Raw genomic sequence first — 20,432 nt, 5'->3', positions numbered from 1 at the left:
ATAAAGGTGAAGCTGCTTGAATTAGCCGGAACACGTATGCAGACCGCAACAGGCGCTGCAGCGAAGAACAACAAAAGTGAAGCGGGGTTTTTCCAAAACTGGCTTTTGTCTGAGATCGGTTCGGTGAAACAGACAGACCAAGTCAAGGATACTTCGACAAACGATCAACAGCTCTTAGAAAATGCCTTGAAAAAGATAGGTGACTGGCTGAAAGCAAGTCCTGAAGATCAGGAAAAACAAACAGCAGAGCTTTTACAGACGTTGAATACATTAAAAGGAAAACAGGCCGATGAAGCAATTGTGCCGATGCTGGAAAATCTGATGAAGATGATTAAAGCCATCCTGCCTGAGCAGACGGGAATGCAAGATGACTCTCAAAATTCTGTACCAGCTGAATATGCCGCTGTATCAGAACCCAATGAGATGACTGCCGATGAATCATCTGATGAAAAGGAAAATGAGGCAGAGCAGTCCACTGACAGCGTGCTTATTTTCATCCAAACAGCCCTTTACCAGTTATTGAAGGAAAGCGACCTATCAGAAAATAAACAGCAAGCTCAGGCCATTTACAAAAACGGCGATAGCTTTCTGGCAGCTCTAAAAGAAAAGGGGGCGTCAGATCAGCTTATCGAGGAACTCAAACAGCAGGTGTTTACCAAACAGGAATCAGCCTCTAAGCTTTATACGATGTCCAATGCGGAGCTGAAGAGTTTTCGAAGCTTAATGGAACAAATAACGGCACTGCCGCAAAAAGGGACTAAAGATTGGAACATGGCTGAAAGTGAATTGAAAGCCTTCCTGTTGTCAAAATCATCTGACTCGTCCCAAGAGGGTAAACGTGTACCGCTATCAACTCAGTCCTCAGCGATTGAGAGAGAAAACCGCTCACCAAAAAGCATTCAGGCAGCTGACAGCAAGCAAGGAATACATATGCTGTTTTCAGGACATCGGAGCAGCGGGATTCAGAGTATGGCGGCGCAGCTGTCTGCAGAATCACCGGCAACGGAAAGCAAACCTCTTACTGATCAAGTGATCAGCGCGTGGAAACAGATGAAATATACGCCTTTCGGGAGATCAAGCGGCAGTTTTACGATTCGGCTGAATCCTGAACATTTGGGCTTTGTTACGATTAAACTGACAAATGAAAACGGAATGTTTCAAAGTAAAATTATCGCATCCAGCCAATCGGCCAAGGAACTGTTGGAACAGCACCTTCCGCAGCTCAAGCAATCTTTGCCGAATATGGCAGTGCAGGTTGACCGTTTCACTCTTCCGATTCAATCAGGAGATCAGCCAGTTTACGGCCAGCTTTCTGAAGAGCAGAGACACCAGCATGACGGACAGAAGCAGCAGAAACAAAAGCAGCAAACAAATGAATTCGGCGACCTTTTGGATGAGATTTCCCATGTTGAATTGGAGGAAGAGGAATGACGACAATTGATTCAGATTACTTACTGTCAAACATCAATAAAAAGAGCTCATCCAGTACGAATAACACCAGCTTGGGGAAAGATGAATTTTTAAAAATCTTAATGAAACAAGTTCAAAACCAGGATCCGCTCAATCCGGTTGATGATAAAGAATTCATCAGCCAGATGGCCACCTTCTCAAGCTTGGAACAAATGATGAATCTTAACACGACAATGACAAAGTTTGTAGATTACCAAGATCCGTTTACAACCTATGTGAACTGGATCGGCAAAGATGTGTCATGGAGTGAAGGTCAAGACGGCAAGGAACAGACAGGTACGATCAGTTCTGTCAAGCACTCAAAAGGTGAATACTTTCTTGTTCTTGAAGACGGCAAAGAGATCAGTCCGTGGAATGTTACATCTGTCGGACAAACATCCAAATAAAAACAGAAAAAATCAGGGGGAATTGACATGTTACGTTCACTATATTCTGGAATCAGCGGCATGAAAAACTTTCAAACAAAGCTTGATGTTATCGGGAATAACATCGCTAACGTAAATACAGTAGGATTTAAAAAAAGCCGGGTTACATTTAAAGATATGGTCAGCCAGACAATTGCAGGCGGTTCAGCGGCCGGCGCTCAGTTCGGCGGTACAAATTCGAAACAGATCGGTTTAGGATCATCAACAGGCACGATTGACACCATTCATTCTACAAGTGCAACTCAAAGTACCGGAAGAACACTTGACTTAGCGATAGATGGTGATGGCTATTTTCAAATTGATAACGGAGAGGGAACAGTTTATACAAGAGCTGGCAACTTCTATTTGGATAATGAAGGTAAATTGGTAACTGGTGACGGCTACTACGTGCAAAAACTCGGCGGAGGCGAAATTACAATTCCTAAGGATGCCCAAAACTTTACCATTGGGCCTGATGGAAGCGTGTCAATTGTAGGGGCAGGAGGAGAAAAGATAGATGGCGGTCAAATCGGTATTGTCACATTCGCAAACAGTGATGGTTTAGATAAAATCGGAAACAGCTTGTATCGTGAATCCTCGAATTCAGGAACTCCAAGCGCTGCTAATATACCGGGCGATGGAGGAACAGGAAAGCTTAAATCAGGTTTCCTTGAAATGTCCAATGTTGATTTGACAGATGAATTCACCGAAATGATTGTCGCGCAGCGCGGTTTCCAATCGAACTCGAAAATTATTACAACGTCTGATGAAATCCTTCAAGAGCTGGTTAACCTTAAACGGTAGGGAGGGAGGAGAGGCGAAGGCTATCGCTTCTCCGCTGTTTTATGATTAAAGTAACTCGTCTGAACGGCCAGCCCTTTACGCTTAACGCTCTTTTTATTGAACAGATAGAATGCTTTCCGGACACCACTATCACACTGTCAAACGGAAAGAAATTTGTAGTGAAAGAGAATGAAGAAGCCGTTTTGAATAAGATCTTATCTTTCTATCAAAAAATACAAGTATTTTCAATGGATCAGGGAGTAGAGGAAACAGAATGAACAAAAAATTAATCATCATTATGCTGATTATTCTTATTGCAATCAGCGCTTTAGGGACGGCTGCTTATTTTATCGTAAGCGGGAAGCTCGGTAAAAGTGATAAGGAACCGACCATAGACGAAATTGTCGAGTCTTCAGTAGACATAGAAGAAATAACAACGAATTTAAAATCTGATCACATCATCAGGATTGCAATAAAACTTGAGACCGATTCAAAAAAAGCCAAGGAAGAACTGGAAAAACGGGACTTTCAGGTGAAGGATGCCATTATTACACTGCTGGCAGATACGAACGCCGATAAGATTGAGGGAGACAAGGGAAAAGAAGCCTTTAAAAGGGAATTAAAAAATAAAGTGAACAGTTATCTCCAAGAAGGAAAAGTAGAGAAAGTATATATTACCTCCTTTAATCTGCAATAAAAATGATTTTGACAGAATACGGAGGTGAGGAAAATGTCAGGAGAAGTTCTTTCCCAAAACGAAATAGATGCATTGCTTTCTGCAATTTCAACAGGTGAAATGGACGCAGAAGAACTGAAAAAGGAAGACAGCGAGAAAAAAGTGAAGGTCTATGATTTCAAACGTGCTTTGCGGTTTTCTAAAGACCAAATCCGCAGTTTAACGAGAATTCATGATAATTTTGCAAGGCTTCTTACCACTCACTTTTCTGCGCAGCTCAGAACTTATATTCATATTTCTGTCAGTTCAGTCGACCAGGTTCCATATGAAGAATTTATTCGCTCTATACCGAACATGACCATATTAAACTTGTTTGATGTTCATCCGATGGAAGGCAGAATTATGATGGAAGTCAATCCGACTGTGGCCTACGCGATGATGGACAGGGTGATGGGCGGCATTGGAATCAGTCATAACAAGGTTGACAGTCTGACTGAAATTGAAACGAAAATTATTTCTAATTTATTTGAAAATGCACTGGGCAATTACAAAGAGGCTTGGCAATCTATTGCTGATATTGAACCCGAAATGACCGAATTTGAAGTGAATCCTCAATTTGTTCAAATGGTCTCGCCTAATGAAACGGTCGTGGTTATTTCACTAAACACGCAAATCGGCGAAATCAGCGGCGTCATTAATCTTTGTATTCCGCATGTCGTACTCGAGCCGATTATACCTAAGCTTTCCGTCCATTATTGGATGCAATCCGAAAGAAATGAACCGAAGCCGGAAGAAACCAAGTCGCTTGAAAAACGTATCATGACAGCGCAGATTCCTGTCGTGGCAGAGCTCGGCACATCTGAACTGACGATAGAAGAGTTTTTAAGTTTGGAAGTCGGGGACTGTATCACTTTGGACAAATCAGTAACTGACCCTCTTACTGTATTGGTCGGAGACAAACCGAAATTTTTAGGACAGGCCGGCCGGGTGAATCGAAAACAGGCAGTGCAAATTTTAGATCACGACATAAGAGGTGAAAAAGATGGAGAATAATAGATTATCCCAAGATGAAATCGACGCGCTTCTTAATGGCAGCGGCAGCACTTCGGAGGAGCCGGCACCGGCGAAGCCTGAACTGGATTTATCAGAGATGGAGCGAGATGCGATCGGGGAAATTGGGAATATTTCATTTGGCAGTTCGGCAACAGCTCTTTCCACGCTTTTAAATCAAAAAGTGGACATTACGACGCCGAGTGTAACCGTTATATCAAAAAGTAAAATCAGCGATGAATTTCCGCATCCGTATGTCGCTATTGAAGTGAATTATACTGAAGGCTTCAGCGGGAGCAATCTTCTTGTCGTAGAACAAAGTGACGCGGCTATTATTGCTGATCTGATGATCGGAGGAGACGGAAAGGGAGCAGATCCTTCGCTTGGTGAAATTCACTTGAGCGCCGTTCAGGAAGCAATGAACCAAATGATGGGTTCGGCTGCAACCTCAATGTCCACTGTATTCAGTAAAAAGATCGACATTTCGCCGCCTCGTGTGGAATTGCTCGATGTCAATGAAGAAAAGGGAACAGATCGTATCCCTGCTGACGAAATGCTTGTCAAAGTTTCTTTCCGCTTAAAAGTCGGGGAGTTAATTGACTCAAATATTATGCAGCTTTATCCCATTACATTTGCAAAAGATCTAATTTCAGATCTGATGAATACAGGAAGTTCAAATGAGGATATTCAGCAAGAGGAGCCGGAAGAAACCTACAAGGCCCCAGAAGAGGCCGTCATGCCGGGGCCGCGGGTGGAATCACAGCCGCAGCAAACGCCTAAGAGACAGGGGAAGCCGAAAAAAGCAGCACCTGTACAAGTAGCGCCGGTGGAATTTTCGGCATTTGACCCGAATGAGGCGCCTCAAGCCCATTTGAATAATCTTGATATGCTGATGGATATTCCGCTTTCCATTACTGTGGAACTTGGAAGAACAAAAAGAAGCGTAAAGGAAATTCTTGAGCTTTCAGCCGGAAGCATTATTGAGCTTGATAAATTGGCCGGAGAACCTGTTGATATTTTAGTCAACCAGCGCATCGTCGCGAAGGGCGAGGTCGTGGTCATTGAGGAAAACTTCGGTGTAAGAGTCACTGACATTTTGAGTCAGGCAGAACGAATTAACAACTTAAAATAACCAACCACAAGGAGAGAGACAAACTTATGGCACACAGAATTTTGATTGTAGACGATGCAGCATTTATGAGAATGATGATTAAAGATATTTTGGTGAAAAACGGTTTTGATGTAGTAGCTGAAGCCCAGGACGGAGCGCAGGCGGTAGAAAAATTTAAAGAGCATTCGCCTGATCTAGTTACAATGGATATTACGATGCCAGAAATGGACGGGATTACAGCTTTAAAAGAAATTAAGCAAATTGATCCTCAAGCGAAAATTATTATGTGTTCTGCAATGGGGCAGCAATCGATGGTCATTGATGCCATTCAGGCAGGAGCAAAAGATTTTATCGTAAAACCTTTCCAAGCAGACCGTGTACTTGAAGCGATTAATAAAACATTAAGTTAAAGGGTGTACGACTGTTGAATAAAAAGCACTATGTAATAGCTTTCATAAGTTTTTTCATTTTGTTCAGTATGCATCCGCTTTCTGCATTTGCGGCAGATTCCGGTGATTCAACCGTAAACGAATGGTTTCAAAATAAAGATGGGAAAACAACCGGCAAATCAGAGCAAAAGGCTAAAAAAACGAAACAAACTGCTGATGATGGGGTAGAAGAGGCTTCAGCTTCTTCTGTCTCAGCTTTTGATTTTGTAAAGTTGATTTTCGCTTTGCTGTTTGTCATCCTGCTGATTTATGGATTGGTTAAGCTTATGAACAAAAGGAACCGCCTGTTAAAGCCATTTCAATATGTTGAAAACATCGGCGGCACATCTGTCGGGCAAAACCGTTCAGTACAGCTGATCAAAGTAGGGAAAAGGGTTTTGGTTGTCGGTGTGGGAGATACGATCCAGCTGCTAAAAGAAATCGACGATGAAGAAGAACGAGAGGCGATTCTCGCTCAGCACGAAGAGACAATGAGCAGCAAAGTGGAGTGGCCGAAACTGGTGAATCCATTAAAGAGTTCTGAGAAGAAGCCGCAGCAGATGCTTCCGTCATTCTCAAAAGCATTAAAAGAACAGCTTGAAGAGCTGAAACAAAACCGTTCTGAAGGAAAGAAGAAAGGCCCACATCACCATGAATGAGTTTATTAATATTTTCAATTCAAGCGATCCGGATAACGTCAGTTCAACTGTGAAATTATTATTATTGTTAACTGTATTTTCAGTTGCGCCTGGAATATTAATTCTGATGACATGCTTTACACGCATTGTCATTGTCCTGTCCTTTGTCAGAACTTCGCTGGCCACTCAGTCTATGCCGCCCAACCAGGTTCTCATCGGGCTTGCGCTGTTTTTGACTTTTTTTATCATGGCTCCGACGTTCTCAGAGATTAATAAGGAAGCGCTGACGCCATTGATGGATAACAAAATCAGCCTTGATGAAGCTTATACAAAAGCAGAGGAACCGATTAAAGAATTTATGAGTAAGCATACACGTCAAAAGGATTTGGCATTGTTTATGAATTACGCCAAAATGGATAAACCCGAATCGCTAAAAGACATTCCCCTTACGACAATGGTTCCGGCGTTTGCCATATCGGAACTGAAAACAGCGTTTCAAATCGGTTTTATGATTTTTATTCCTTTTTTAATTATTGATATGGTAGTGGCGAGCGTCTTAATGTCTATGGGAATGATGATGCTTCCGCCGGTTATGATTTCTCTGCCCTTTAAAATTTTACTGTTTGTTTTAGTAGACGGCTGGTATTTAATTGTGAAATCTTTGCTGCAGAGCTTTTAGGGTAGGTGTTAAACGTGAGTTCAGAATTTGTAATTTCCATGGCGGAAAAAGCCGTGTATGTAACGCTGCTGATCAGCGGACCTCTGCTTGCGATCGCTTTATTGGTCGGTTTGGTCGTCAGTATCTTTCAAGCAACAACACAAATCCAGGAGCAGACTCTTGCGTTCATTCCGAAAATTGTGGCGGTTCTCTTAGGACTGATTTTTTTCGGTCCGTGGATGCTGTCGACTATTCTTTCGTTTACAACAGAGCTGTTTTCTAATTTAAACCGATTTGCAGGGTAATGAATCCATGAATTCAATAATTGATTTATTTCCCGCTTTTTTATTGGTTTTTATTCGGATTTCCGCTTTCTTTGTGACGATTCCGCTCTTCGGCCATCGGAATGTGCCGGCTGTGCATCGGATCGGGTTTGCTTTTTTTCTCGCTGTGATTTGCTTCAGCACGCTCGATCAAGCACCTTCAATCGAAATAGACGAACATTACATGCTTCTTGCGGTTAAAGAGACTGTAGTCGGACTTAGTCTTGGTTTGATTGCCTTTATTATGATCGCCGCTGTTCAGATTGCCGGCTCATTTATTGATTTTCAGATGGGATTTGCGATTGCAAACGTTATCGATCCTCAAACGGGTGCACAGAGTCCGTTAATCGGACAATTTATATATACAATGGCGCTTTTGTTCATGCTGAGTGTCAATGCCCATCATCTGCTGCTAGACGGCATTTATTACAGCTTTCAATATATTTCCATAGACCAGGCGTTCCCTGCCTTTGGAAATGAAGAGTTTGCTTATTTCATAGCAAAAAGCTTCAATGCTATGTTTATTATCGCCTTTCAAATGTCGGCGCCGGTCGTTGCCAGTCTTTTTTTGGTTGATCTTGCTTTAGGTATTGTGGCCCGGACGGTTCCGCAGCTAAATGTGTTTGTTGTGGGGCTGCCTTTAAAAATCGCTGTCAGTTTCATCATGCTGATTGTTTGTATGTCCGTTATCTTCAGTGTCATCCAAAACATCTTCAGCCTGACAATAGAAACGATGCGGAATCTATTAGCATTGGTCGGTGTTTCATAATGAAGCTAAGATTGGACCTGCAATTTTTTGCCGGAGAAAAGACGGAGAAAGCAACACCGAAAAAAAGACAGGACACGAGAAAGAAAGGCCAGGTTGCCAAAAGTGCCGATGTAAATACCGCGGTTTCACTGCTGGTGGTGTTTCTTTCTTTCATTGCTATCGGACCGTACATGCGAGACAGGCTGCTGTCATTCCTTGAAACGTTTTATACAGAATCGCTGACGATGAAACTTTCGATGTCGAATGTCCACACGTTGTTTATTGATTTATTAAAGGATACAGGCATCATTCTCGCTCCTGTCATGCTTGTCGCGCTTATAGCAGGCGTCATAAGCAATTACATGCAGGTTGGAATCTTATTTTCTGCAGAAGTGATCAAGCCTGATCTGAAAAAACTAAGCCCTTTAAAAGGGTTTAAACGAATATACAGCATGAGAGCGATTGTAGAACTGCTGAAGTCTATTTTAAAAATTGCGGTTGTAGGCTTTGCCGCCTTTCTTGTGCTTTGGACGCACTACGGAGAAATCCTCCGTCTGCCGCTCTTGACGCCGGAAGAGGTTCTCTCCTTTGTTTCTAAACTAACTCTGTGGATGGGGCTGAGCGGCGCCGGGGCTTTAATGGTTCTGGCCGGGCTCGACTATTTATATCAAAAATTTGATTATGAGAAAAACATCCGAATGTCAAAACAGGATATAAAAGACGAGTATAAGAAATCAGAGGGAGATCCGATTATTAAATCAAAGATTAAGCAAAGGCAGCGTGAAATGGCAATGAGGCGCATGATGCAGGAAGTGCCGAAAGCGGATGTCATTATTACAAACCCGACCCACTATGCGATCGCATTAAAATATGACGAGCACAAGATGGATGCCCCATATATCATTGCAAAAGGCGTTGACCATCTTGCATTAAAAATCAAACAGATTGCAAAAGAGCATGATGTGATGACGGTGGAAAACAGACCGCTTGCCCGTGCGTTATATGATCAGGTTGAGATTGATCAGGCAGTGCCGGAAGAGTTTTTTAAAGTCATTGCAGAAATTTTAGCTTATGTCTATAAAACGAAACAAAAAGTACATTGAATTTTCAGATTCAGAAGGAGAGAAAAAACAGCATGTCAACAAGAGATTTATCCGTTTTAATTAGTGTTGTCCTCATTGTGGCAATGCTGGTCATCCCATTTCCTCCATGGTTGTTAAGTATTTTGATCATTATTAATATCTCTCTTGCTTTGATCGTGCTTCTCACCACAATGAATATGCAAGAACCGCTGCAATTTTCAATTTTCCCGTCATTGCTGCTGTTATTGACGCTATTTCGGCTCGGGCTGAATGTATCGACAACCCGTTCGATTCTGTCAAAGGGCGAAGGGGGAAAAGTCGTTGAGACATTCGGCAATTTCGTTGTCGGCGGCAATGTTTTAGTCGGACTTGTTGTATTTATTATTTTGATTATCATTCAGTTTATCGTGATTACAAAAGGTGCAGAGCGTGTTTCCGAAGTGGCTGCAAGATTTACCCTTGATGCGATGCCCGGAAAGCAGATGAGTATTGACGCTGATCTGAACGCGGGCATGGTGACGGAGCAGGAAGCGAAACACCGTCGTGAAAAGGTAGCCAGAGAGGCTGACTTTTACGGAGCGATGGACGGAGCAAGCAAATTCGTAAAAGGGGACGCAATTGCCGGAATTATCATCGTGATGATTAATATTATTTTCGGCATTATTATCGGAATGCTTCAGCAAGGCATGAGCATTCAAGAGTCGGCCTCCCACTTTACGATGCTGACGGTAGGCGACGGGATCGTTTCGCAAATTCCGGCGCTTTTAATCTCAACGGCCACGGGAATCGTGGTGACGCGGGCGGCTTCGGAAGGAAATCTCGGACATGACATTACAGGTCAGCTTTTCGCGTACCCGAAACTTCTCTATGTCACGGCGGCAACGATTTTATTACTTGGTTTATTTACACCGATCGGGATTCTGCTTACTGGCCCTCTTGCTGGCCTGCTGGCTTTTGGAGCCTATTCGCTTTCAAAGGCCGGAAAGCAAAAAGAAGAAGTGGATGAAGTTCTTGAGGAAGAAGCGGAAGTGGATGAGCTGAAGAGCCCTGAAAGCGTTGTACATCTACTGCATATCGATCCGATTGAATTTGAGTTTGGATATGGTCTTATCCCGCTTGCGGATGCTAATCAGGGCGGCGATCTTTTGGACCGCATCGTAATGATCAGACGGCAGCTCGCAATTGAACTGGGTCTTGTGATTCCCGTGGTGCGCATTCGGGATAATATTGCACTGCAGCCGAATGAGTACCGCTTAAAAATTAAAGGGAATGAAGTGGCAAAAGGTGAGCTTTTGCTTGATCACTATTTAGCAATGTCTCCGTCATCTGAAGATGATCTGATTGAAGGCATAGAAACGATAGAGCCTTCATTCGGGCTCCCAGCCAAATGGATCGGGGAAGCCGCAAAAGACGAAGCGGATATGCTCGGTTATACGGTTGTTGATCCGGCTTCGGTCGTCTCCACCCATATTACGGAAAAGATAAAACAATATGCACACGAACTGATCGGAAGGCAGGAGACGAAACAGCTGATCGACCACTTGAAGGAAACGTATCCTGTTCTTGTGGACGAAGTGACGCCTAATCCCTTGTCTGTCGGTGAAATCCAAAAGGTTCTCTCTAAGCTTTTAAAAGAAAAAGTGTCCATCAGGAATTTAGTGACGATATTTGAAACGCTTGCGGATTATGGAAAACTAACCACAGACTCTGATCTTTTGACAGAATATACGAGACAGGCGCTGGCTAAACAAATTACAGCGCAATTTGCTAAAGAAGATGAAACGTTAAAGGTGATTACTTGTTCAGGCCGGGTAGAAAAAGCGATAGCTGATGGTGTGCAGCAGACAGAGCACGGCAATTATTTGTCGCTTGAGCCTGATGTGTCCGAAAGTATTGTGCGCTCTGTCGCCAAAGAGGCAGAACAACTGTCTATCAGGCAAGAGTCCGCGATCCTGCTTTGTTCACCGCCTGTCAGAATGTATGTGAAGCAGCTGCTTGAACGATATTTCCCGGAACTGCCTGTACTCTCATATAACGAGCTTGAGGCAAATGTTGAAGTACAAAGCATTGGAGTGGTGGATATTTAATGAAAATAAAAAAATTTACTGCCGCATCAATGCAGGAAGCTGCGATTCAAATAAAAAAAGAGCTGGGCAAAGATGCAGTGATATTAAATTCAAAGCAAGTCCAAAAGCGGAAATGGTTTGGACTTTCAAAAAAATCAGCTGTTGAGGTTATAGCTGTAATGGATCAGGATTTTTCGGAGCAGCGAAAACCTGATCCGAAAATTGATACTGTGCCGAAAAAATCTCTTGAAGCGCCCTCCAGTGCTCCGCGTGTTCAAGAGCAGGAACAGCGGGTACATGAGACAGTTCAGGCCGTTCGGAATGAAATGTCTGATTATCAGTCAATGCTGCCTGAACCGCTTCAAAAGGCCGAACAGCTTCTGCAGGATGCGGGAATCAAAGATTCCATTAAAACCAGTGTGATGAGCCGCTTACTTCGTGCCTCAATTTCAGCAGGCGATCTGACTGAAGAGAACGTGGTTCGTAAATTACAGGATATTTTATGCGAGGCGCTTCCGCCGAAAGATAGGTGGCAGGAAGCGATCTCTTCCCAATATATCGTGTTATTTGGCTCTACAGGCGCCGGAAAGACGACAACGCTGGCAAAGCTCGCAGCGTCTTCTATGCTGGACAAACATAAAAAAATCGCATTTATCACAACAGACACATACCGGATAGCGGCAGTCGAGCAGCTGAAAACTTATGCGGAGCTGCTGCAGGCGCCAATGGAAGTCTGTTATACAAAAGAAGAGTTTTTGCAGGCGAAAGAAACATTCTCTGAATATGATCATGTATTTATTGATACGGCCGGCAGAAATTTTAAAGAACAACAATACATTGAAGAGTTAAAAGAAACGATTCCATTTGAAAATAGCATACAGTCATTTCTTGTATTGCCGGCAACTTCTAAGTATGAAGACATGAAAGACATCGTCAAACGATTTTCAAGCGTGCCGGTCAATCAATTCATTTTTACGAAGGCTGATGAGACAGCTTCATTAGGCTCTGTATTTCATATTTTGGCAGAATCCAAAATCGGAGCAGGGTTTATCACAAACGGCCAAAATGTGCCGGAAGATATACAATCAGTTACTCCTCAGGATTTTGTAAGGATGCTTATTAAATGACCAGACCGGATCAAGCCGAAACATTAAGAAAAAAAATGGAGTCACGGCTGAGAAATGTGCCTGTACTTTATCCGGGAAAAGCGAAAACGCTGGCTGTGATGAGCGGCAAAGGCGGCGTCGGAAAATCGAATATCACTTTGAATCTGGCCCTCGCGCTACAGGAAAAAGGCAAAAAGGTGCTGCTGATTGATCTGGATATCGGGATGGGCAACATTGATGTGTTAATCGGTACTTCATCTTCCCGAACGATTATTAACGTATTAACAGATCGAAAACCTTTAACCCATTCGTTATCCGCGGGGCCAATGGGTCTTCGGTATATATCCGGAGGGACCGGCCTTGATGCGATGTTTGAACTGGATCAGGACAGATGGTCATTTTTTATGAATGAGCTTGCCGGTTCCTTAACTGAGTTTGATTACGTACTGTTCGATATGGGAGCGGGATTATCAAAAGACCATCTGCCGTTTATCTTGGCGGCAGATGATATTTTGATCGTTACCACTCCTGAACCTACTGCCATTATGGATGCATACAGCGCAGTTAAACACTTGGTGCAGACAGGAAACAAACTGTCAATGAAGGTCGCGGTTAATCGTTCCCGTGATCAAAAGGATGGGCTGTACACGTTTTCCCGCCTTTCTCATACGGTTAAAACATTTTTGAATGAAGCTGTTCAATTTGCCGGCACCATTCCGGATGATCCGTTAGTGAGTAAGGCTGTTATTGAACAGGTGCCTTTTATGATAAAAAGTCCTCAATCAAGAGTAAGCAGGTCTGTCCGGCTCTTGGCGGATGTCCTGTTTCAAATAGAAGAAAACCAACCTGCAGAAGAGAAACAGACATTTATTGAGAAATTATCTTCTTTTTTAATGAGGAGGACATAATGTGATTCGTGTTCTTGTAGTTGATGATTCAGCATTTATGAGAAAACTGATAAGCGATTTTCTAACCGCCGAAAGTCAGATAGAAGTAATCGGAACAGCGAGAAACGGAGAAGAGGCGCTGCAAAAAATTAATGCGCTTCAGCCAGACGTTGTGACGCTTGATATTGAGATGCCTGTAATGAATGGAACAGATACGCTGCAAAAAATTCTCGATACCTATCAATTGCCGGTCATTATGGTATCTAGCCAAACGCAGCAAGGAAAAGAAGTTACAATTGACTGTTTGGAGATGGGGGCGTTTGATTTTATCACAAAGCCCTCCGGCTCTATTTCTCTGGATTTATATAAAATAAAAGAACAATTGGTGGAAAGAGTAATTGCAGCAGGGCTCTCAACGGAACAAAAGACTGAAGCTGCACCAATTACTCCCCCTCCGCCAAGGCGCGTCGCCAAAATTGAGTTAGTAAAACCGATATCTGCCACCGCAAAGCACATTGTATGTCTCGGCACGTCAACGGGCGGCCCCCGGGCATTGCAGAAGGTAATTCCGAAATTGCCGAAGGATCTTAAAGCGCCGGTTCTCATAGTCCAGCATATGCCTGAAGGATTTACGGCATCTTTAGCCGACAGATTAAATCATTTGTCAGATATACAAGTAAAAGAAGCAAAAGATGGCGAAATGGCGTCAGAAGGCTGTGTTTACATTGCGCCGGGCGGTAAAAACATGTCGGTTGTAAAAACGGGCGCCGGACTTCAGATTAGTCTTGACAGCAAAGTGACGCCAAGCCGCCATAAACCGTCAGTCGATTATTTGTTCCGATCTGTTAGCCGGCTTTCTGACTATGCAAAGGTTGCGGTGATTATGACCGGCATGGGAAGCGACGGCACAGAAGGCATCAAAGAAATTCTTGCGGCGGGAAATGTGAAAACAATAGCTGAATCTGAAGAATCCTGTGTTGTATTTGGAATGCCGAAATCGGCAATTAAAACAGGCCTCATACATGAAATCAAGCATGTAGAAGATATCGCAGCAGCCATCACAAGCAGTGTGAAAAAAGAGAGGGTGTGAGTCAATTGGATATGAATCAATATTTAGATGTCTTTATTGATGAAAGTAAAGAACATTTACAAACATGTAATGAAAAGCTTCTGCTTTTAGAAAAAGACCCGTCAGACCTTCAGATTGTTCATGATATTTTCAGAGCTGCCCATACGTTAAAAGGAATGAGCGCAACGATGGGTTACACGGATCTGGCCCATCTAACCCATCAGCTTGAAAATGTGTTGGATGCCATTCGGAATGGAGATATGGCCATCACTTCAAGCTGGCTTGACGTAATGTTTGAAGCGCTGGACCATCTTGAAGCGATGGTTCAGTCCATTATAGACGGCGGAGACGGGAAACGGGATATTACTGAAGTGAGCGCAAAGCTTGATGTAAACGGCGCTCACGCCGAAACAGCGGCTGCTGCAGAAATAGCTGAGACGGAGAGTTCAACAGAAGCCTGGGAATACGATGAGTTTGAGCGGACGGTTATAGAAGAAGCTGAGGAACAGGGGTTTGAGCGATACGAAATAACCATTTCTCTTAACGAAAATTGTATGTTGAAAGCAGTCAGAGTGTATATGGTTTTTGAAAAACTTAATGAAATAGGCGAAGTCGCTAAAACGATGCCGAGTGCGGAAGTGCTTGAAACAGAGGACTTCGGATCTTCGTTTCAGGTTTGCCTGTTAACCAAGCAGTCAGCTGAAGACGTTGAACAAATCATCAACGGCATTTCAGAAGTTGAGAATGTGGAAATCAAACACGGGGCTCCGTTAAAAACGGTTGAAAAACAGCCTGAACCAAAGGCTGACATTCAACCAGCCCCAGCCCTCCCTGAAAAGAAGCAGCAGGAAAAACAAAAACAGCCCGTGAAAAACGAAGAACAGGCGAAACATCATTCAGGAGGATCAAAAACGATCCGGGTCAATATTGACAGGCTGGACTCTTTGATGAATCTATTTGAAGAGCTTGTGATCGACCGTGGCCGGCTTGAGCAGATTGCCAAGGAGCTTGAGCATAACGAATTGACCGAAACGGTAGAACGAATGACAAGAATATCCGGAGACTTGCAATCTATTATTCTTAACATGAGAATGGTTCCGGTAGAAACTGTATTTAACCGTTTCCCGAGAATGATTCGTCAGCTTCAAAAAGAACTGAACAAAAAAATTGAGCTGTCAATAATCGGAGCGGAAACCGAATTAGACCGAACTGTTATTGATGAAATCGGCGATCCGCTCGTTCACTTGATCAGAAACAGTATTGACCATGGTGTTGAATCACCAGAAGTCCGTTTAAAAAAAGGAAAACCTGAATCCGGTAAAGTCGTTCTTAAAGCGTATCACAGCGGTAATCACGTCTTTATTGAAGTGGAGGATGACGGGGCCGGTCTGAACCGCAAAAAAATTCTTGAAAAGGCGCTCGAGCGCAACGTAATAACAGATCGGGAAGCTGAGAGTCTCGAAGACAACGAGATTTATGAATTAATATTTGCGCCAGGCTTCTCCACCGCCGATCAAATCTCTGATATTTCAGGCCGCGGCGTCGGTCTGGATGTAGTCAAGAATAAATTGGAATCTCTCGGCGGATCAGTCAGTGTAAGATCTGTTGAAGGCGAAGGTTCGCTCTTCAGTATTCAGCTTCCGCTGACATTGTCGATTATCTCAGTTCTTCTTATTAAACTGGAAGAAGAAACGTTTGCCATACCGATTTCTTCTATTATTGAAACGGCTGTTATTGATAAAAACGATATTCTGCAGACGCATGATCGCGAAGTCATTGATTTCAGAGGACACATTGTGCCTGTCGTCTATTTAAAAGATGAGTTTAAGATCAACGATACCAAGCAAGATGCACAACAGCTCCATATCATTATTGTCAAAAAAGGCGACAAGCCTACTGCGTTTGTCGTGGACTCCTTTATCGGCCAGCAGGAGGTCGTCCTAAAATCACTCGGAGACTACTTAACGAACGTCTTTGCGATTTCCGGGGCCACCATTTTAGGAGATGGACAGGTAGCGCTGATTATTGATTGTAATGCACTGATTATTTAACGATACGAGGAGGTGTCTCACGTGACTGCAGAAATTAAAACAGGCGAAAAAATGATTGTGTTTATGGTGAATGGCAAGGAATACGCCATTTCCGTCACTCAAGTGAAGTCAATTGAAAAGTGGCAAAAGCCGACGAGAGTACCCGGCGTTGAGCCTTACATTTGCGGAGTTATCAATTTGCGAGGTGTCGTCACACCGGTGCTGGATTTAAGGATGCGGCTGAACTTGCCCGAGCATACGATTACTGACGAAACACGCATTATTATCATTGCTTATCGTGACATTGAGGTCGGCTGGATTGTCGATGAAGCGAATGACGTCATTACTGTGCATGAAAATGAGATTGAATCTGCGCCTGAAAGTCTTCAAAAGGACGCTGATGTATGGATCAAACAGATCGTGAAGCAAGAGAACAGACTGTTGAATATCATTGATGCAAATGCGGTTTTAGATAAAGAAACGCCCCAGTCTGCCGTGCCCGATCAACCTTATTCTTAAAGGGGTTATGACATGAGTATTTTTAACGGAATCAAAGAAGAGCAGATGGACATTTTGCGGGAAGTCGGGAATATCGGTGCAGGTCACTCAGCTTCTGCAATGGCACAGCTGTTAAACAGAAAGATTGATATGGAAGTGCCATTTGCGAAACTGTTGTCATTTGATGAGCTCGCTGATTTTTTTGGCGGTGCCGATATGCCCGTTGCCAGTATCTTTTTAAGAATGGAAGGCGACCTGACTGGCTCAATGTTCTTTATTATGCCTTTTCACCAGGCTGAACAGTTTATCAGAGAGCTGATCGGGAATCCGGAATTTGATATTGACAACCTGAGTGAGGATGATTTAAGTTCATCCGCTTTACATGAGCTGGGCAATATTTTAGCAGGATCATATTTAACGGCGCTGGCTGACTTGACCAAGCTTGAACTTTATCCCAGCGTGCCTGAAGTCTCGCTCGATATGTTCGGCGCAGTCATAAGTGAAGGGCTGATGGAGTTCAGCCAAATTGGAGAGCAGGCGATCGTCGTCGATACTTCTATTTTTGACCAAAGCCATCAGCAGGAGCTTAAAGCTCATATGTTTTTGCTCCCGGATTATGATTCATTTGAAAAGCTCTTTGTTTCCTTGGGTGCATCGCGATGAGCACTAGAGAAGCCGTTATTGTAAAGGTGGGGATTGCCGACGTTCAGATTGTTCGTTTTCCGGATAAAATCCGAACGTCTGGCCTCGGATCGTGTGTCGGTCTGGTTCTTTATGATAAAGAAGCACAAACGGCCGGTCTGGTTCATGTCATGCTGCCGGATTCATCTTTATCAAAAACAGCGGAGCTCAACCGGGCAAAATATGCCGATACAGCGGTGAAGGCTACGATTGATATGCTGGTGGAAGCGGGCTGCCGAAAATTTGCCTTAAAAGCAAAGCTTGCCGGCGGCTCGGAAATGTTTAAATTTAAAATGACGAATGATTTGATGAAAATCGGACCGAGAAATGTGTCAGCGATAAAAAAACAGCTGTCCTTATATAAAATACCGGTCATCAGTGAAGATACGGGCGGCTCCAGCGGCCGGACGATAGAGTTTGAACCGAAGTCCTGTGAGCTGCACATTCGAACTGTTAAACAAGGTGAAAAAACGATTTAATAAGGTATTAGGGGGATAAAGATGCAATCCTTAAACTATGAAGATCAGGTGCTTTGGTCGCGCTGGAAAGAGTGGAAAGATCCAAAAGCCGGTGATGATTTAATGCGCCGCTACATGCCGCTTGTTACATATCATGTAGGCAGAATTTCTGTCGGGCTGCCTAAATCGGTGCATAAAGACGATCTTATGAGCCTTGGTATGCTTGGTTTATATGATGCCCTTGAAAAATTTGATCCCAGCAGGGACTTGAAATTTGATACCTACGCCTCGTTTAGGATTCGCGGTGCGATTATTGACGGGCTTCGGAAAGAAGACTGGCTGCCCAGAACATCACGGGAAAAAACGAAGAAGGTAGAAGCTGCGATTGAAAAGCTTGAACAGCGTTATCTTCGAAATGTATCGCCTGCAGAAATTGCAGAGGAGCTCGGAATGACAGAACAGGATGTTGTATCCACGATGAACGAAGGCTTTTTTGCCAATCTGCTGTCAATTGATGAAAAGCTCCATGATCAGGACGATGGGGAAAATATCCAGGTGATGATCAGAGATGACAAAAATGTGCCCCCGGAAGAAAAAATCATGAAAGACGAACTGATTGCCCAGCTCGCCGACAAAATTCATGAACTTTCTGAGAAGGAGCAGCTTGTGGTCAGTTTATTCTATAAGGAAGAATTGACCTTGACGGAAATCGGACAAGTGCTGAATCTGTCAACATCACGAATTTCACAAATTCATTCAAAGGCTCTTTTTAAATTAAAACATCTTCTTGATAAAGTAATTCAATAAGGAATTTCATGGTTAGCGAGTGAAAAACATGTCAACACTATTATGGCTTTTAAGCTTTATGCTTCACGGCGTTCTCCTGTATGCCGTCATTATTCTGTATACGAAGCTGGCAGCTCTCAAAGAAACGGAGAGGCAGCAAAAGAAAATTCTTGAAGAGACCGAGAACACCCTGGCTGCATTTCTGCTTGAATTAAAAGAAGAAAATGAGAAATTGATAGAACATCCTGTAGATCTCAGCGCCGGCAAAGACCAAGCGGGGCAGGAAAAAAAGACTCCGCAGTCATCCGGCGAAAAAGCGGAGGCGGCGCCTGAGCCGGAGGAAACTCCGATTCCCGCACATATTCAAGGTCTCATCAGTGAAGTGGAACAGGCGGAAGACAGCGTGAACAGCGGAGGACGATCATTTGAAGATCAAGTGATTGAATTATATGATCAAGGTTTTTCAGCCGGAGAAATTGCGAGGAAATTAAAGAGCGGAAAGACAGAAATTGAGCTGTTTTTAAAATTTCGCGCTAAAGCTGTAAAGGATTCTTGATTGTCGCCTAAAGCTGTGTTATATTATTTTGTGGTGTTAAATACACACGCTTAACGATTTATGCAGAGGGTGCTGCATGGCAGTTCTGCACAAAAATGACCTAAGCGGAGGAAAAAAACCATTATATTAGGAGGAAATAACATGTCAGTCATTTCTATGAAGCAATTGCTTGAAGCTGGTGTTCACTTCGGTCACCAAACACGCCGCTGGAACCCAAAAATGAAGCGTTACATCTTTACGGAGCGTAACGGAATCTACATCATCGATCTTCAAAAAACGGTGAAAAAAGTAGAGGAAGCTTATAACTTCACGAAAAATCTTGCAGCAGACGGAGGAAAAATCCTTTTTGTCGGCACGAAAAAACAAGCTCAAGATTCTGTTAAAGAAGAAGCAGGCCGTTCTGGCATGTACTATGTCAACCAACGCTGGTTGGGCGGTACACTAACAAACTTCGAAACAATCCAAAAACGTATTAAACGTCTTAAAGACATCGAAAAAATGCAAGAAAACGGTACGTTTGAAGTACTTCCTAAAAAAGAAGTTGTTCAATTGAAAAAAGAATTAGAACGTCTTGAAAAATTCCTAGGCGGAATTAAAGACATGAAGGGTCTTCCTGATGCATTGTTCATCATCGATCCTCGCAAAGAGCGTATCGCTGTTGCGGAAGCTCGCAAATTGAACATCCCTATCATCGGAATCGTTGATACAAACTGTGATCCAGATGAGATTGATGTTGTAATCCCTGCAAACGATGACGCAATCCGCGCTGTAAAACTTCTTACTTCAAAAATGGCAGATGCGATTTTAGAAGCTAAGCAAGGTGAAGAAGAAGCGGAAGAAGCTGCACCGGAAACAGAAACTACAACTGCGTAACCTATTTAAAAAGGTGATAAGAGGGACTGCCTTTTATCACCTTTTTTTCAG

The 20,432-nt window shown here is 43.3% G+C and carries 24 protein-coding genes; all 24 read left to right on the top strand.

Annotated elements, in window-relative coordinates:
* Positions 1-6: 6 nt before the first annotated feature.
* The 24 genes from GXP75_RS01235 (at position 7) to rpsB (ending at position 20,381) form a co-directional block, all read left to right on the top strand.
* Positions 7-1,431: a flagellar hook-length control protein FliK gene (locus tag GXP75_RS01235; RefSeq protein WP_242555988.1), complete on the top strand. Its 1,425-nt coding sequence runs from the start codon at positions 7-9 to the stop codon at positions 1,429-1,431.
* Positions 1,428-1,856, top strand: a complete 429-nt coding sequence (gene flgD / locus GXP75_RS01230) for a flagellar hook assembly protein FlgD (RefSeq protein WP_061571565.1) — start codon at positions 1,428-1,430, stop codon at positions 1,854-1,856. Before GXP75_RS01235 ends, flgD begins: the two co-directional genes overlap by 4 nt.
* 27 nt (positions 1,857-1,883) lie before the next feature.
* Complete coding sequence (gene flgG, locus GXP75_RS01225) at positions 1,884-2,678, top strand: flagellar basal body rod protein FlgG (RefSeq protein WP_150223850.1); 795 nt, start codon at positions 1,884-1,886, stop codon at positions 2,676-2,678.
* A 41-nt stretch (positions 2,679-2,719) separates the two neighbouring features.
* Positions 2,720-2,935 carry a swarming motility protein SwrD gene (swrD, locus tag GXP75_RS01220; RefSeq protein WP_061571567.1) on the top strand — a complete coding sequence of 72 codons (216 nt, stop codon included), beginning with the start codon at positions 2,720-2,722 and terminating at the stop codon, positions 2,933-2,935.
* Positions 2,932-3,354: a flagellar basal body-associated protein FliL gene (fliL, locus tag GXP75_RS01215; protein WP_061571568.1), complete on the top strand. Its 423-nt coding sequence runs from the start codon at positions 2,932-2,934 to the stop codon at positions 3,352-3,354. The genes swrD and fliL overlap by 4 nt, the downstream gene beginning before the upstream one ends.
* Before the next feature lie 33 nt (positions 3,355-3,387).
* On the top strand, positions 3,388-4,386 hold the full coding sequence (gene fliM, locus GXP75_RS01210) for a flagellar motor switch protein FliM (protein WP_003328935.1): 999 nt from the start codon (positions 3,388-3,390) through the stop codon (positions 4,384-4,386).
* Positions 4,376-5,515, top strand: coding sequence for a flagellar motor switch phosphatase FliY (gene fliY / locus GXP75_RS01205; protein ID WP_242555987.1), 1,140 nt, complete (start codon positions 4,376-4,378; stop codon positions 5,513-5,515). The genes fliM and fliY overlap by 11 nt, the downstream gene beginning before the upstream one ends.
* Positions 5,516-5,541: 26 nt before the next feature.
* The gene (gene cheY / locus GXP75_RS01200; RefSeq protein WP_003328933.1) at positions 5,542-5,904 is read left to right on the top strand and encodes a chemotaxis protein CheY; all 363 of its coding nucleotides are present in this window, start codon (positions 5,542-5,544) and stop codon (positions 5,902-5,904) included.
* A gap of 68 nt (positions 5,905-5,972) precedes the next feature.
* Positions 5,973-6,581 (top strand): flagella biosynthesis regulatory protein FliZ, encoded by a 609-nt coding sequence (fliZ, locus tag GXP75_RS01195; RefSeq protein ID WP_396022443.1) that lies wholly within the window; start codon positions 5,973-5,975, stop codon positions 6,579-6,581.
* Complete coding sequence (fliP, locus tag GXP75_RS01190; protein WP_061670779.1) at positions 6,574-7,239, top strand: flagellar type III secretion system pore protein FliP; 666 nt, start codon at positions 6,574-6,576, stop codon at positions 7,237-7,239. The genes fliZ and fliP overlap by 8 nt, the downstream gene beginning before the upstream one ends.
* 14 nt (positions 7,240-7,253) lie before the next feature.
* Positions 7,254-7,523 (top strand): flagellar biosynthesis protein FliQ, encoded by a 270-nt coding sequence (gene fliQ, locus GXP75_RS01185; RefSeq protein WP_003328930.1) that lies wholly within the window; start codon positions 7,254-7,256, stop codon positions 7,521-7,523.
* A gap of 7 nt (positions 7,524-7,530) precedes the next feature.
* Positions 7,531-8,310 (top strand): flagellar biosynthetic protein FliR, encoded by a 780-nt coding sequence (gene fliR, locus GXP75_RS01180; protein ID WP_242555985.1) that lies wholly within the window; start codon positions 7,531-7,533, stop codon positions 8,308-8,310.
* Entirely contained in the window at positions 8,310-9,392 is a 1,083-nt protein-coding gene (gene flhB / locus GXP75_RS01175; RefSeq protein WP_242555984.1) for a flagellar biosynthesis protein FlhB, read from the top strand. Before fliR ends, flhB begins: the two co-directional genes overlap by 1 nt.
* Before the next feature lie 32 nt (positions 9,393-9,424).
* A complete protein-coding gene (gene flhA, locus GXP75_RS01170; RefSeq protein ID WP_214914565.1) occupies positions 9,425-11,458 on the top strand; it encodes a flagellar biosynthesis protein FlhA in 2,034 nt (677 codons plus the stop codon).
* Positions 11,458-12,564: a flagellar biosynthesis GTPase FlhF gene (gene flhF, locus GXP75_RS01165; protein ID WP_242555983.1), complete on the top strand. Its 1,107-nt coding sequence runs from the start codon at positions 11,458-11,460 to the stop codon at positions 12,562-12,564. Before flhA ends, flhF begins: the two co-directional genes overlap by 1 nt.
* Positions 12,561-13,451, top strand: a complete 891-nt coding sequence (locus tag GXP75_RS01160) for a MinD/ParA family protein (protein ID WP_242555982.1) — start codon at positions 12,561-12,563, stop codon at positions 13,449-13,451. Before flhF ends, GXP75_RS01160 begins: the two co-directional genes overlap by 4 nt.
* Before the next feature lies 1 nt (position 13,452).
* Entirely contained in the window at positions 13,453-14,520 is a 1,068-nt protein-coding gene (locus GXP75_RS01155; RefSeq protein ID WP_242555981.1) for a protein-glutamate methylesterase/protein-glutamine glutaminase, read from the top strand.
* Positions 14,521-14,525: 5 nt separating this feature from the next.
* Positions 14,526-16,550 carry a chemotaxis protein CheA gene (cheA, locus tag GXP75_RS01150; protein WP_242556272.1) on the top strand — a complete coding sequence of 675 codons (2,025 nt, stop codon included), beginning with the start codon at positions 14,526-14,528 and terminating at the stop codon, positions 16,548-16,550.
* A gap of 21 nt (positions 16,551-16,571) precedes the next feature.
* Entirely contained in the window at positions 16,572-17,048 is a 477-nt protein-coding gene (gene cheW, locus GXP75_RS01145) for a chemotaxis protein CheW (RefSeq protein WP_010788621.1), read from the top strand.
* A gap of 12 nt (positions 17,049-17,060) precedes the next feature.
* Positions 17,061-17,690 (top strand): CheY-P phosphatase CheC, encoded by a 630-nt coding sequence (gene cheC / locus GXP75_RS01140; protein ID WP_003328920.1) that lies wholly within the window; start codon positions 17,061-17,063, stop codon positions 17,688-17,690.
* A complete protein-coding gene (gene cheD, locus GXP75_RS01135; protein ID WP_003328919.1) occupies positions 17,687-18,187 on the top strand; it encodes a chemoreceptor glutamine deamidase CheD in 501 nt (166 codons plus the stop codon). Before cheC ends, cheD begins: the two co-directional genes overlap by 4 nt.
* A gap of 21 nt (positions 18,188-18,208) precedes the next feature.
* Positions 18,209-18,973: an RNA polymerase sigma-28 factor SigD gene (gene sigD / locus GXP75_RS01130; protein WP_106044978.1), complete on the top strand. Its 765-nt coding sequence runs from the start codon at positions 18,209-18,211 to the stop codon at positions 18,971-18,973.
* 28 nt (positions 18,974-19,001) lie between these two features.
* Entirely contained in the window at positions 19,002-19,508 is a 507-nt protein-coding gene (locus GXP75_RS01125; protein WP_214914559.1) for a DUF6115 domain-containing protein, read from the top strand.
* Positions 19,509-19,649: 141 nt separating this feature from the next.
* Positions 19,650-20,381, top strand: a complete 732-nt coding sequence (rpsB, locus tag GXP75_RS01120; protein ID WP_003328914.1) for a 30S ribosomal protein S2 — start codon at positions 19,650-19,652, stop codon at positions 20,379-20,381.
* Positions 20,382-20,432: the final 51 nt, after the last annotated feature.

Source organism: Bacillus sp. HU-1818, from assembly GCF_022695965.1.
GTDB lineage: Bacteria > Bacillota > Bacilli > Bacillales > Bacillaceae > Bacillus > Bacillus atrophaeus.
Note: the sequence above shows the minus strand (reverse complement) of the source record. Positions and strands in the feature narration are given on the sequence as shown.

Coding starts and splice junctions, on each gene's coding strand:
- flgD (WP_061571565.1), top strand. CDS start 1,428: ATGACGACAATTGATTCAGATTACTTACTGTCAAACATCAATAAAAAG.
- flgG (WP_150223850.1), top strand. CDS start 1,884: ATGTTACGTTCACTATATTCTGGAATCAGCGGCATGAAAAACTTTCAA.
- swrD (WP_061571567.1), top strand. CDS start 2,720: ATGATTAAAGTAACTCGTCTGAACGGCCAGCCCTTTACGCTTAACGCT.
- fliL (WP_061571568.1), top strand. CDS start 2,932: ATGAACAAAAAATTAATCATCATTATGCTGATTATTCTTATTGCAATC.
- fliM (WP_003328935.1), top strand. CDS start 3,388: ATGTCAGGAGAAGTTCTTTCCCAAAACGAAATAGATGCATTGCTTTCT.
- fliY (WP_242555987.1), top strand. CDS start 4,376: ATGGAGAATAATAGATTATCCCAAGATGAAATCGACGCGCTTCTTAAT.
- cheY (WP_003328933.1), top strand. CDS start 5,542: ATGGCACACAGAATTTTGATTGTAGACGATGCAGCATTTATGAGAATG.
- fliZ (WP_396022443.1), top strand. CDS start 5,973: ATGCATCCGCTTTCTGCATTTGCGGCAGATTCCGGTGATTCAACCGTA.
- fliP (WP_061670779.1), top strand. CDS start 6,574: ATGAATGAGTTTATTAATATTTTCAATTCAAGCGATCCGGATAACGTC.
- fliR (WP_242555985.1), top strand. CDS start 7,531: ATGAATTCAATAATTGATTTATTTCCCGCTTTTTTATTGGTTTTTATT.
- flhB (WP_242555984.1), top strand. CDS start 8,310: ATGAAGCTAAGATTGGACCTGCAATTTTTTGCCGGAGAAAAGACGGAG.
- flhA (WP_214914565.1), top strand. CDS start 9,425: ATGTCAACAAGAGATTTATCCGTTTTAATTAGTGTTGTCCTCATTGTG.
- flhF (WP_242555983.1), top strand. CDS start 11,458: ATGAAAATAAAAAAATTTACTGCCGCATCAATGCAGGAAGCTGCGATT.
- GXP75_RS01160 (WP_242555982.1), top strand. CDS start 12,561: ATGACCAGACCGGATCAAGCCGAAACATTAAGAAAAAAAATGGAGTCA.
- cheC (WP_003328920.1), top strand. CDS start 17,061: ATGAGTATTTTTAACGGAATCAAAGAAGAGCAGATGGACATTTTGCGG.
- cheD (WP_003328919.1), top strand. CDS start 17,687: ATGAGCACTAGAGAAGCCGTTATTGTAAAGGTGGGGATTGCCGACGTT.
- sigD (WP_106044978.1), top strand. CDS start 18,209: ATGCAATCCTTAAACTATGAAGATCAGGTGCTTTGGTCGCGCTGGAAA.
- GXP75_RS01125 (WP_214914559.1), top strand. CDS start 19,002: ATGTCAACACTATTATGGCTTTTAAGCTTTATGCTTCACGGCGTTCTC.
- rpsB (WP_003328914.1), top strand. CDS start 19,650: ATGTCAGTCATTTCTATGAAGCAATTGCTTGAAGCTGGTGTTCACTTC.